General features: G+C 46.4%; 7 protein-coding genes and 1 pseudogene. 2 read left to right on the top strand and 6 right to left on the bottom strand.

The genetic code is table 11. The features are described 5' to 3' along the window. The first annotated feature begins 83 nt into the window (after window positions 1-83). The gene (locus D0A34_09880; GenBank protein ID UNU19136.1) at window positions 84-2,333 is read left to right on the top strand and encodes a DNA-binding protein; all 2,250 of its coding nucleotides are present in this window, start codon (window positions 84-86) and stop codon (window positions 2,331-2,333) included. Window positions 2,334-2,475: 142 nt separating this feature from the next. Here the strand turns inward: D0A34_09880 and D0A34_09875 are convergent. The 5 genes and pseudogenes from D0A34_09875 to D0A34_09855 form a co-directional block, all read right to left on the bottom strand. Next, window positions 2,476-3,135: pseudogene (locus D0A34_09875) on the bottom strand (Uma2 family endonuclease). A gap of 232 nt (window positions 3,136-3,367) precedes the next feature. Then, window positions 3,368-4,312: a GDP-L-fucose synthase gene (locus tag D0A34_09870; protein UNU19135.1), complete on the bottom strand. Its 945-nt coding sequence runs from the start codon at window positions 4,310-4,312 to the stop codon at window positions 3,368-3,370. 537 nt (window positions 4,313-4,849) lie between these two features. After that, a complete protein-coding gene (gmd, locus tag D0A34_09865) occupies window positions 4,850-5,881 on the bottom strand; it encodes a GDP-mannose 4,6-dehydratase (GenBank protein ID UNU19134.1) in 1,032 nt (343 codons plus the stop codon). Window positions 5,882-6,337: 456 nt separating this feature from the next. Next, window positions 6,338-7,069: a sugar transferase gene (locus D0A34_09860; protein UNU19133.1), complete on the bottom strand. Its 732-nt coding sequence runs from the start codon at window positions 7,067-7,069 to the stop codon at window positions 6,338-6,340. Between the two features lie 243 nt (window positions 7,070-7,312). After that, a complete protein-coding gene (locus D0A34_09855; GenBank protein ID UNU19132.1) occupies window positions 7,313-8,479 on the bottom strand; it encodes a glycosyltransferase family 4 protein in 1,167 nt (388 codons plus the stop codon). A 300-nt stretch (window positions 8,480-8,779) separates the two neighbouring features. Here D0A34_09855 and D0A34_09850 point away from each other — a divergent pair, with 300 nt between their 5' ends. Further along, window positions 8,780-10,870 (top strand): porin, encoded by a 2,091-nt coding sequence (locus tag D0A34_09850; protein UNU22235.1) that lies wholly within the window; start codon window positions 8,780-8,782, stop codon window positions 10,868-10,870. Window positions 10,871-11,335: 465 nt separating this feature from the next. Here the strand turns inward: D0A34_09850 and D0A34_09845 are convergent, their stop codons facing one another. Further along, on the bottom strand, window positions 11,336-13,102 hold the full coding sequence (locus D0A34_09845; protein UNU19131.1) for a fibronectin/fibrinogen-binding protein: 1,767 nt from the start codon (window positions 13,100-13,102) through the stop codon (window positions 11,336-11,338). Window positions 13,103-13,245: the final 143 nt, after the last annotated feature.

Raw genomic sequence — 13,245 nt, 5'->3', positions numbered from 1 at the left:
TACTTCGATAAATTTATAATTAGAAGATAATTATAAAAAACCAATAACTTCTTGTGGGTTAAACTAGCGGGTAGCAGAATGCTATGAACATTAATTTTAGACGCTATCGGGAACAGAAAGGTATCAGTCCAGAATCAGTTGCCAGCGGGATCGGCATTTCTGTAGATCAGGTTAAAAATTATGAGCATTTCCCTGCAAAAGTTCCGATGGGAATGGCAGTAAAATGGCTGCAAATATTAGGTGTTGACATTACAACTGCCATGTCAGAGGAAATACCTCCACTCCCAGGAATTGAACCAGGCAGTCCCTACGCTGAACTTTATCGCCGGCTAAATTTACTTAATCAGTATATCGATGAAAATTCTTTTTTACCTTGGCTAGAATTGCCAACGGAACTACGTAAACCTAACGCTCTGCAAGAACAAATTAACCAGTATTACCAAAAACCAAATGTTGTCTTGACAGGAGCATTTGACTCTGGTAAATCCTATCTTGCTAATACTCTTTTAGGTCAAAAAGTATTGCCAACAGGCTATCAGCCTGCAACAAGAGTCATTACCATTGTTTGTCATGTGGAAAGTCGCCCCGAATGGTTTGATGGAAACGTGGGAATTATTGAGGAGAAATTTTGGCAAGATGAAAACGGCAAGCTAAATTTTGACTTCCTATATTTAGAGGATCGGGAGCGTTGTCAGAAGCATTTTTTGCAATTCGGCTCCTTTGACCTGCTAGAAAAATATGGCGTACACCAATATGATGACTCTGACGACAGCAATGACGGCGGACATACAGCTATAGTTTATGTAGATGCTCCTTTGTTAAGAGCGTGTAACCTGATTGACCTTCCCGGTTACTCTGATAAACAAGATGAAGTATCAAAGGATGTTGAGAAAGCTAATAGTGCCACCAAGATTGCTAATGTCTTGCTTTATGCTTCTCCTGCCAAGGGTCACATCAATGGTCAAGATATGGTGCGACTTCGGAATTTGCTGCGTTTGTTGCCGGCCCCAGAGAATGAATGCAATGACTTTCCGACGCTAGGCAATTTCTTTATTGTGGCGACACACGCAGATCCGAGTATCCCTGACGATGAGCTTCCCAAAATTCTCAATAAAGCTTCAGCCAGACTGTATAAAGAACTTGATGAAACTGCTATAGAGTTTCGTCGGAAGCTAACAAAGCGGGATATTACGAAGGAAGATGTGCAAAAGCGTTTCTTCACTTTCTGGTCAGAAAGGCCGGAGCGCTGTCAGCGTCTCTTTGATGATTTAACTCAACTCCTCTGCGAGACTCTTCCTAAAACAGTCATCTCTCGTATCGACCGCGAAATTAATGCGGTCAAAAAGGACAAAAACCAAGAATACGCTAACTCGATTGAGCAATATCAAACAACTGTTGCAAAAATAGAGGAGTATCGAAAAGAGCTTGAGAAAGCGGAGAAAAATGAACCTGAACGTCAGCGAGAAATGCGGCAAAAACGCAGTCAAGTGAGCAAACAAATTAAGGAATTAGAGAAAGATACTCGCAAATCATTTCAGACCTATGCGGAAAAACAGATTGATGTAGATTCCATAGAACAAATGATTCGCCAGAGATACGACAAACAGAAAGAGGCTCAAGAATACGCTCGCGGTTATTTACTCGATCTGCTACAAAGTCATGTAGAAAATCGGATTAGTGTCAATTCTGAAAAACTCAAGGCTGAGATTGACGCTTTTCTGGAAAAATACCCAGTACCTAAGCTTCCCAACAAAGACGGAACAGTAGTCTCTATTCCCTTCGATACAAAAGGAGCTTTTCTTGGTGGGATAGCGGGATTAGGTGCTTATGGTGCCTTAGCCGCTTGGGCAGCAGGCCTTGGCAATCTTGGCAGCTATATCTTAGTAGCGAAATTAGTCAGTCTTTTGTCAGCACTTGGTATTAGTATCGGTGGTGGCACGGCAGCAGTAATTTCTTTCGTAGCTGCGATTGGTGGCCCAATAGTTCTAGGGATCGGTTTAGCTGCTGGACTGGCTTCTTTTGTGTGGAATCGTTTTGGGGAAGCTTGGCAGAAGCGGTTAGCAAAAGAAATTCACCAACAATTCAAAAAACAGGGTATTGTTGATAAATTCTTAGAAGGAATCGACCAGTATTGGCAAGAGACAGCCACAGCCTTTGAGAAAGGTGCGGATGCAGTTGAAGCAAAATGTAAAGAGTCTCTTAAGCATCTGCATGAAATTACTTCACCTGATACCCAGTCAAAAGAACGAATTGAAGAGATTATCATAAATCTGGAGAAACTCAGGGTTTTTTTCGCCAACATTCCTTGGGATACCCAGGGAGAATGTTTGTAAAAAAAACCAGCGGTTCTCGTGGCAAACAACCACAACCCAATAAAACGACGTATTGAGTTTTAACTAGGCGATCGCCCTTTTTTTAATCACATCCGCAAGTGCGATCGCCCTTTTGTGACTGAAGGGCGATCGCACTTTCCATTTATCCCCTAGATCGCAGTTCCTCAAATTCTGCTTCTGAATCTTCCTTAGTAAAAATTACATCCTCATAAATAGTATCAATACCTGTGCGAAAATCTACGCTAGCCAAGTGAATTTCGCTTCCTAGAGTATAGGAATACAAAACCCACAACCCTTCAGCCTTGCAACGAAAACACTCTACCCGCTGCCGTTTTTGGCTAATTAACACATACTCTTGAAGCCTTTCTAATTCTTGATAGTCAGTCAACTTATCGCCCCGATCGAATCCTTCAGTAACATGGGACAAAACCTCAACAATTAAACGAGGAAATTTTTTATAATATTGAAAAGCTTTGTCCCGTTCATCGCACGTTACCATCACGTCAGGATAGTAGTAAATATTCTAAGATTCAATCCTAACTTTCATGTCCGACATATAGACACGACAGCCACTACGCCGAACATGATTTCTCAAAAGTGCCAATAAGTTGGCGGCAACCGTCACGTGAGCATCGCTTGCACCAGCCCTTGCAGAGGTTTCGCCCTGAAGATCTCTATGTCTAGGACTAAAACGACAACCCAGATGCGGGGTATTCGGACGTTCCTTGTTAGATCGTTGTAGTTCTTGACTTTGAGCAGAAATCTCACCCGATCGCCATCTATTACATCCCTGGAAGTACATTTTAACTGTAACTTCAACTCTCTGGAAAACTAACGCTTCCTTCACCGCTGCCAGCAGTGATTTGCCGCTCGATGCTTTCAAAGTCTAACTCTAGCCAATCGACTGAAAAACCTGCAACTGCCACCACAGCGGGTACATAAGCTTTACTGAAAAGTTCTTTCTGCTGATTTACTTCTATTCACCACCTTTCATAAAAAAACCCGGTTTCTTCAAGAAACCGGGTTTTTCACACTCAAACTGCGTGTTTTCGATACCACTCAATCGTATTTTTCAACCCTTCCTTAAACTTCACTTCCGCAACAAAACCAAACTTTTCCTTAGCCCTTGCCGTATCCAAACAGCGACGCGGCTGACCGTTCGGTTTGTCTGTTTCCCAAACAATTTCACCCTCAAATCCCATCAATTCGCAAATCGTTTCCACTAAATCGCGAATTTTAACTTCGCTATTCGTTCCCAAATTAACCGGGTCAGATTCACTGTAAGATTGAGCCGCCATCACAATTCCCCGCGCGGCATCTGTGGAATACAAAAACTCGCGGCTAGGGCTGCCGTCGCCCCAAACTGGCAGTGTTTTGTCTCCCCTTTCTTGCGCTTCGTAGACTTTGCGAATTAATGCGGGGATGACGTGGGAACTTTTTGGGTCAAAGTTATCTTCCGGGCCGTACAGATTTACTGGTAGCAAGTAGATACCGTTGAATCCGTACTGCTGGCGGTAGGATTGCAGTTGCACTAATAAGGCTTTTTTCGCTACTCCGTAAGGTGCGTTAGTTACCTCTGGATAGCCGTTCCACAGGTCATCTTCTTTGAAAGGAACTGGGGTGAAGTTGGGATAAGCGCAAATCGTGCCGACGCAGACAAATTTTTCGACTCCTGCTTCGTAGGCGGCGTGGATTAGTTGCGCGCCCATCATCAAATTGTCGTAAAATAATTCAGCGGGTTTGACTAGGTTTAAACCGATGCCGCCGACGTGGGCGGCGAGGTGAATGATGATATCTTGTTGGTCGGCGGCGCGCTTGCAGTTTTCCATGATGCGGAGGTCGCAGTCACGCGATCGAGTCACAGAAATTTTATCAGCATCGGCCCCTGCTTTGACTAACTGGTCGATTACCTGACGGCCCAAGAAACCGGCACCACCTGTTACTAGAATGCGTTTGCTGCTTAAATCCAAGCTTGTCATAATTTTAGCCTCGGGATTTTGAATAAAGGTCGATCGACAATTTCAATTCTAAAATTGTTGCTTTAGCTAAAAAAGCCTCCAGCTACAGGACGCGGTTGCCCACAAATCTGTTTTAGCTGCTGCTGATAGGGACTGCTGCGTGCACACCGGAAAGTTAGATTTATGAGTAGCCAGTCCTCAACTGTCATTTTAATGTTTTTATTAGCCCGCACCTCCGAAAATTTTGCGAGCAATTAAGCTGGTTTTTTGAATGCCGCTCGCCCTAATGAGTAGATGATCGACAAAAACCATAGTATCTTGTAGGGGCCGGTGCCGATTAAGATAGCGAAATACAAGCGAGTAGAGCAGTGAGTTCACCCGTCCTCCCATGTAATGTTTATTTGTCGCCACCTACTTAGCTGAATCCGTTGTGTAACAATCCTCTCATCATTTATGGACTGTGTGCAGGGGCAACCCCCCCGGTGCGAGCCTTTCGCGGGGGTAGACACGGGGCACTACCCCTACAAATTGTTCCCAGTGACCGCTTTGTTTAGCGACTTAATCAAATCCGTTGCCCGAACCCCGACCTTGCGCGTCTAAAGCTTTCATGTCAGCATCTACCATTAAATGTACTAACTCCTGAAAAGTTACAGAAGGTTCCCAATTTAATTGCTGGCGCGCCTTAGTCGAATCGCCAATCAACAGTTCGACTTCTGCCGGACGCAAGTAGCGTTCGTCGAACTCCACATATTTTTGCCAATCTAAATTGACGTAAGTAAAAGCCAAATCCAGAAATTCCTTAATGGAATGGGTCTCGTTAGTAGCAATGACATAATCGTCAGGCTTCTCTTGTTGCAGCATCAGCCACATCGCCTGCACGTAGTCTTTAGCATAGCCCCAGTCCCGCTTGGAATCGAGATTGCCCAAGAAAATCTTTTTCTGCTTGCCGGCGAGTATTCGGGCAATAGCGCGAGTAATTTTGCGAGTTACAAAAGTTTCGCCGCGGCGGGGAGATTCGTGATTGAACAAGATGCCGTTGCAGGCAAAAAGTCCGTAAGATTCGCGATAATTTACTGTTTGCCAGTGACCGTAAACTTTGGCGCAGGCGTAAGGACTTCTGGGATAAAAAGGAGTTGTTTCCTTCTGCGGAACTTCCTGCACCAAACCGAACATTTCCGAAGAACCTGCTTGATAGAACCGCACTTCTATGCCGGTGCGGCGCTGATAGTCCCGAATTGCTTCTAGCAGGCGCAATACTCCCATTCCTACTGCGTCAACCGTATATTCCGGCGAGTCAAAACTGACTCGAACGTGAGATTGAGCGCCTAAGTTATAAATTTCTACCGGCTGAACTTCTTCCAATATCCGGCGGAGAGTGGTGCCGTCCGTCAAGTCGCCGTAGTGTAGAAACAGGCGCGCACCCTCGCTGTGAGGATCAACATAGATGTGGTCAATTCGATCGGTATTGAAACTCGAACTGCGCCGGATAATGCCGTGAACTTCATATCCTTTCTCTAACAGTAATTCGCTCAAGTAGGAGCCGTCTTGACCTGTAATACCTGTTATTAGCGCTCGCTTACGTTGCGTCATCTGATTTTCCTTTGACAGGCTGTGTTATTTCACAATAAATTTTTTGGCAGAGGCTGTTGCTCCCTGCCGGCCGTATTCTCAAACTCTACGTTAACTGCTTTATAAAACTTACTCAAACTTAACTTTAGTTACCTAAAGCCCGTTGAAGTTTACTTCCTACGCTGTTGGGTAGTGGGCTATCCCCAGATAAGTAGGCTATCCCCCTTAAGCCAAAGGTTATAGAGTTAAGTTTAGCACCTAAACCTAAAGTAGTCTATCTAGAAGAACTGATCTTTCTAGATGAAGAAGAGGTAGGTTTATTTAACTATTTGCCCCTTTAGTTAAGCTCACAATTCTTCGATCGGCATCCAGGAACTGTTTAGTTTTGACAAAGAGTTTGTGGCTGATTGTCAGTAGTCAGCATCAGTGGTCAGTAACAAATAAAACTAACTACCGATTGCTGACTGCGGACAAAAATTAATATGCGCCGTTATTTTTGGGAAAAATCACAACTCCAATTGTTTTGAAAACAATCCACATATCCATCCAAAGGTTTTTGTCATTTGCGTAATAGAGGTCGATTTGGACTCGGCGGGGATAGGGAATGTCGTTGCGACCGGACACTTGCCACAAGCCTGTAATTCCAGGTCTTATGGTGAGAATTTTGTTGATGTGACGACCGTATCTCGGCAGTTCTTCTTCAACTAAAGGTCTCGGTCCGACGACGCTCATATCTCCTTTTAAAACATTCCAAAACTGGGGAAACTCGTCTAAACTGGTCATTCGTAAAAATCTTCCAATCCAGGTAATTCGAGGGTCTTGTTTCAGCTTGAAATTGTCCTCAAACTCTTGACGCAAATGCGGAGAATTTTCCATGATTTCCAGCAATATATCGTCCGCATTTTCCACCATCGTTCTGAATTTAAGGCAATAAAACCTTTTACGGTTTTTGCCTACTCGTTCCTGTACGTAAAAAATAGGACCGGGCGAGCTTAAGGCGATTAAGAAAGCCAAAAGCAGGTAAACCGGAGCAAACAGGATCAGAACCGATAAGGAAAACAGGATGTCAAATAACCGCTTGAAAAGTTCTCCGTCGAGGTTCTGTAGAGAACGACTTATGCGTCTATCTCCTTGCAGGACAGACCCAAAACCGCGTCTTGCGATCGCTCGAATTACCTTGCCGGAGATTAGTTGGCTGTCGGCAGTCATCTTACTCCTTCACTTCACACCACACACAGTCCTGATCATAAAGCCTCAAGACGCTTTGTTCTCTGAATTATGTTTCCAATACTCAATTTTCTGCCTTCAGAAGGCTTTAAAAGGCAGAAGGAAGAAAAAAGAGGGCTTCTCAAGGCAGAAGGAAAAAGGCACAAGGCACTTATGCAGAGGTCTTCTGAAGGCACTTATACCAAGGCAGAAGGAAGATTGTCCCGCTATCGGGTTCTGGCACTCTCAAGCCCCAGACTCGGTAAAATCACGGGAGTGAAATTCCTGATAGCAGCGTTCCACAAAAGCTAGATAGCGCTGCCCAAAAACTTCCGGGGCAAACTGTTGAGCGCGCAACCTGCAGATTTCTGGCCGAAATTTGCCTTGCAACTGCTCAAATTCCTTGACAGCTTCGACTAATGCTGCTGCGGTTTGGGAGGAAAAAAATACACCAGTCCCTGTCTCTGGGTGTTGGCGAATGTCGAGCACTGTCTCCAAAGCGCCCCCTGCTGCATAGGAAATTACCGGTGTTCCACAAGCTTGAGCCTCTACCAAAGCTATGCCAAAATCTTCGCAAGCTGCATATACAAAGGCTTTCGCCTCTGCCATGTACTTTTCAACTATGGAGGCGGGCTGCCAGCCGAGCACTTGCACGTTGGGTTTGGCGATTTGCCGAATCATTTCTAATTCTGGCCCGGTGCCGATGACAATTAGAGTATGCCCGAGTTGATTGAATGCTTGGACGATCGCACTTACGTTTTTGTAACTTACTAACCGACAAACTGTGACGTAAAAGTCTTGTTTTTGTCGCATCAAGGAAAATCGCTCGATATTTACCGGCGGATAAATCACCTGGGCCCGCCGCCGATAGCACCGCCAAATTCGGCGCGCAGTGTGTTGAGAGTTAGCGATGAAATAATCAACACGATTGGCAGCAATTACGTCCCACTGCCGCAGTCGATGCAACAAATATCGCGTCAGCAGACCCTGGATGCCCCGTCCGGCTTTGCTGCTACGCAAATAGTCAAAAGTTAAGTCCCAAGCGTAGCGCATGGGCGTGTGGCAGTAGCAGACGTGCAGTTGCTGGGGACTGCTGAGGATGCCTTTGGCGACGGCATGGGATGATGAGAGGATGATGTCGTATTCTCGCAGATCTAGTTGTTCGATCGCGATCGGCAGAAATGGCAAATATTTTTGGACACCGCTGCGGGCCTTGGGAAAGTGCTGCAAAAATGTTGTGCCAATCTGTCGCCCGAAAAGATAGCTTTCGGGATTGGCTGATTCAAAGTCGATGAGGGCATAGACATCTGCCTCGTCTACGTGTTTGAGAATTTCCTGCACTACGAGTTCTGAACCGCCAGTAGCTAACGGCGTCAACCATTCGTGAACTAGGGCGTATTTGAGTTTTTTCACTTGTATTTGTAGCCGATCAAACGATTTGTTAGCGCCAGTGCTGTCAATATTAGTCTTACTGAGGGATAACTTACGCAATATCCAGCCATCAACCAGGTTTCTAGGTAGGTATTTAGCTCAAACCAAGGATTTTGGGAATAAACGGAGTTTTTGTCAAATCAGCCACAGCCAAACTGCACTCTCCGGCAGTGATTTCCCCGATTGTTGACAAGAAATACTATTAGGCGGAATACTAAAGGTGATTTGCGGGCGCCTAAATCTTCGGAACCGGCGATCGGCTCAATGTGGTGTGAGGAAAAAATGTCCAAATTTTTGTGGAAGGGACTTTTAGTTAGTCCGGGTGTATTGGCAGCAAGTTTAGTCGTATCTTCGACGGCGCTAGCAGCAGAGCAACCTGTAGAAATTGCCATCACATATCAAGCTCATCAATTGCCATTAGCAGGTGCTGCCACCGAGGCAGCCAAGTCTGAGACGGCAAAGCCTGAGACAGCCGAACCAGCGTCACTAGCTAGCAAATCGACTGTTGAAACTATTGAGAAAGAAAGTGCGAACCTCTACGAGGGCTTCACTAACGATTTGATCGCCCCAGTTGCCGAACAAGCAAAAGCACCGGAAGTTGCAGCAGCAGATTTAAGCGAAACCCAACCCGCAGTCGCGCCCGCAAATTTAAGTCCCGAACAACCAGTCGCGGAGCAAATCCCCGCAGTAGCGCCCGCAAACTTAAGCGAAACGCAACCCGCCGCACCACTGGCTAATTTAAACGCAGAAAAATCCGCCGCACAGCCCGATCGGATTTCGCAATCCACTGATTCAAGTGCCCAACCTCAAGCACAGTCTAATCTTTTAGAACAAATCAATGAATACAGCACAGAAGGCAGTAGCAGCGAAGATGCGGCCGGCCAAGTAACATCTGTGTCGCAACTTTCCGACGTTCGACCCACGGATTGGGCGTTCCAAGCTTTGCAGTCTCTAGTAGAGCGCTACGGGTGCATAGCTGGCTATCCTGACGGCACTTTTCGCGGCAACCGGGCGATGACTCGCTACGAGTTTGCAGCAGGTTTAAATGCGTGTTTGGATAAAGTTAGCGAGCTGATTCAAGGCGGTTCCAGAAATCTGGCGACGCGAGAAGATTTGGCTTCTGTGCAAAGGTTGCAAGAAGAATTTGCGGCAGAATTGGCAACTTTGCGCGGCCGCGTCGATGTTTTGGAAGCGCGCGCGTCTGAATTAGAAGCAAATCAGTTTTCAACTACGACTAAACTCAACGGCGAAGTCATATTTGGTTTGGCGGGTATCGCTGGGGGAGAGGATGCCGAGGGCCGCGAAGCTGATAAATCCACGGCTTTTGGCAGCAGGGTTCGGATCAATTTCGACACGAGTTTCTCTGGAGAAGATTTGCTGAGAACTCGATTGCAAGTTTTAAATTTGGGTTCGTTTTCGACTAATAATACGAAAACCGCTGAAGGGGAATTGCGGTTTAATGCCGGGCCTTTTGCCGAGGCTAGCAATACGGTAGGTTTAGATGCGCTGCTTTATCAATTCCCTATCGGCAAAAGCACTACTGTAATTCTTGAAGCTAATGCCGGCGCTGCTGATGATTTTGTTAACACTGTCAACCCTTACTTTGACGGAGACGGCAGCTACGGCGCTCTTTCTAACTTCGGTACTCGCAACCCAATTTACTATTTGATTGGGGGTTCTGGCATCGCTATGCGGCATCAGTTTGGGGAAAAACTCGAACTGAGTTTGGGATATATGGCCGGCAATGCTGCGGACCCGACGCGGGGAAATGGTTTGTTTAACGGCTCTTACGGCGGTTTGGCTCAGTTGACTTTTACACCGAGCGACAGCATTGCTTTAGGTTTAACTTACGTTAATTCCTACAACGTCCTCACCGGTACCGGCAGCAATGCTTCTAATTTCCCGGCGCGTCTCGCTTCCTTCGGGCTCGACAGCGATAGCAATCTGCCAGTTTCTAGCAATTCCTACGGGGCGCAAGCTTCGTGGCAGTTGAACCGGAGATTTGCAATTGGCGGTTGGGCGGGTTACACCAACCAGCGCATTTTATCCAACTTGGCTACTCCTACGGGTTCTGTGCAGCGGGGCGATCAAAAAATCTGGAACTGGGCGGTTACTTTGGCTTTTCCCGATTTGCTCAAAGAAGGAAATGTGGCGGGAATTGTCGTAGGTATGGAGCCGCGGGTAACGAGTTCTACTAATCGAACTTTGCCGGAAGATAAGGATACTTCGCTGCACGTTGAAGGTTTCTATCAGTTTAAGTTGAGCGACAATATTTCTATCACTCCTGGTCTGATTTGGCTGACTGCTCCCGACCACAATAAGAATAATTCTGATTTGGTGATTGGGGTTGTCAGAACGACGTTTACTTTCTAGCAGCAGCCCTTGGGGATTTTAGATTTTAGATTGGCAGTTTTAATCTAAAATCTAAAGTCGCCCATCTAAAATTGTCCCAGCTTGGGTTTAAGGTTTCAACAAAAACGACCAGCTTTTGCTAAAGCTGGTCTGCACAAATAGTTAAATCCGTTGTGTTGTGTTCCCACAGTGTTTTTCTCACAGTGAGGAAACCCAAGTTGCACGTTTCTTTGCAAAGGGTTCTAAAAGAAATATCATCTCTCTTAAGCGGTATTATAACAACAAAATTTAATTTTTTGTAATAATACTTTACATTACAGACGGATTTTAATTTTGAGGGGGCGATCGCACTCTCGGTCACTTTGTATAATCAAGCCTGGGTTCAAAAACCCGGTTCCTGCCTAGGTTTATCGGTTCCAAACAGGTTATTTGGGGTGAAAACGAAGTTTCGCTTGCCGATCGACCTTTTACCTCACTTTATATAAACTATGCCGGAGCTTGCTGCGGTCTTCCCCAGACAATCCGCTCCTGCTTGTATACAACCATACCCGGTTTAGCACCTTTCGGCTTGTATACATATTTCGGTTCTGTATAAACCACCGGAACTTGTTCGCTGTGGCGGGCGCGACTGTAGTAAGCAGTCATGTCAGCGGCAAATTGCAAATCGGTTTCTTCAGCCACAGTACCGGGTTTGAGACGCAGCAAAGCGTGGCTTCCGGGAATTTCTAGGGTGTGGAACCACAAGTCGTAGTCGTTGGCGGTGCGAAAAGTGAGTTGGTCGTTTTGGCGGTTGTTGCGCCCGATTAATAATTCAAAGCCGCTGGGGGTTTCGTAGCGGTGAAATTCGATCGCAGCATTTTTGTCGGTACTGCGGTAATCTGGTACGTCTAGATATTTTTGCTGGATCAGTTCTTCGCGGATTTCGGCGAGGGTTTGCAAATCTTGGGTGTGGCGGTAGGTTTCCAACACCGAAAGTGCGACTTCAACTTGTTCTAAATAGTCGATTTCTTCCTGTACGGCGGCTAACAAAGGTTCTACTGCAATGCGGGCTCTTTTAAGTTTTTGGTGTTTTTTGTATAGGGCTTGAGCATTTTGAACGGCGTTTTTTTCCGGGTTTAGGGCAATGATAACGGGTTTCTCGGTTTCAAAGTCGGGGAGAGAAATTGATTTCATTCCCGGTTCCCAATGCTGCAAATTTGCCATCAGCAAGTCGGCTTGGGATTTGTGCGTGTCTGCGTCTGCTGATTGCTGCAAGCGTTCTTTAAATGTGTTGGCTTTGAGACGCAGTTTTGCCAGGACGTTGTTGAGTTTTTGGGTAAGCTGATGCCGGAGTTGGGCGAATACTTCTTGATTGATTTGGCCTGTGTAGTAGCTGTTAAGTATTTCTTGAACAGAAGAGAAGGAAGAAGGCACAGAGGAGTTAGATTCCTTTGCAGGTTCTGCCTCTTTTGCATCTGGTGCGGGCCAATCGATGACGGTGTAGCCCTCGGGGGTAAAACTCGGTTGAAATTTGGAGTTTTCTAGGCATTGCAGCCAGTATAGCCAGCGCTGGAATAGTTGCTGCCATTGGTCGGGATTGAGGCTGTCGGTGGATTGTTCGGGGTCTAAAGAAGCCGATCGAATCATTGACAAAACTAAGGCTTTACTCATCCCTCGGTAATTCTTCAACAGATTGCCCTTTAATTGCCCAGGAACCAGGCTAATTCGTTCTTGCCAGCGGTTTTGAGATTCGCTCAGACTCGGCACCGCATCGGTCAAAGACGGGGGCATTTCGTAGGGTTGCCCGGTTTGGATGGGACGGACGGTGGACTGTTTGGCGCTGACTTGGTGGGCGCAGGTGACAACGAGGTTGTCTTGGGCGGTGAGGATGACGTTGCTATATTTGCCCATGATTTCGGCGTAGAGGTGCCACAGGGCGGGTTCTCCGGGGCGTTTGGCGAATTGCAAGTCTATGACTCTTTCCCAGGATGAAACAGGGGCGATGGAAACTAAGGCTAAACCGCTGAGTTGGTGCCGCAGTTGTTCGCTGAAGGTGAAGGTATCGGGAAGGCGGGGCGGGGGGTCGCCGACGCAGATGCGGGCGGCCACAGGATGCCAGGAAAGGTCAATCCAGCCGCGCCCTTTCATGGTGCGGAGGGCGAGGGACACGGTGAAGCGATCGCGCTGGTAGACTTGTTCTAAGCGCGCTGGCAGCCATTGGGCTCGCAGTTCGCTGCAAGTGGCGGTTAAAGTTGTAAAGTCTACGGGTTGCACGGTATTCTCAGGGCGATCGAACTATCTATTTCTATGCTGACAGATATCGGTCACATTTTACGAACTATATGAAATTATTGTTTACTCTTGCTTCGCGTCCTTCGCTAGGAAAGCTCTTCAATAATTTCGTTAACAAATAACAA

Origin of the sequence: Microcoleus vaginatus PCC 9802 (genome assembly GCA_022701275.1) — a bacterium.
Classification (GTDB): Bacteria; Cyanobacteriota; Cyanobacteriia; order Cyanobacteriales; family Microcoleaceae; genus Microcoleus; species Microcoleus vaginatus_A.
Note: the sequence above shows the minus strand (reverse complement) of the source record. Positions and strands in the feature narration are given on the sequence as shown.

Coding starts and splice junctions, on each gene's coding strand:
- D0A34_09880 (UNU19136.1), top strand. CDS start 84: ATGAACATTAATTTTAGACGCTATCGGGAACAGAAAGGTATCAGTCCA.
- D0A34_09870 (UNU19135.1), bottom strand. CDS start 4,312: ATGACAAGCTTGGATTTAAGCAGCAAACGCATTCTAGTAACAGGTGGT.
- gmd (UNU19134.1), bottom strand. CDS start 5,881: ATGACGCAACGTAAGCGAGCGCTAATAACAGGTATTACAGGTCAAGAC.
- D0A34_09860 (UNU19133.1), bottom strand. CDS start 7,069: ATGACTGCCGACAGCCAACTAATCTCCGGCAAGGTAATTCGAGCGATC.
- D0A34_09850 (UNU22235.1), top strand. CDS start 8,780: ATGTCCAAATTTTTGTGGAAGGGACTTTTAGTTAGTCCGGGTGTATTG.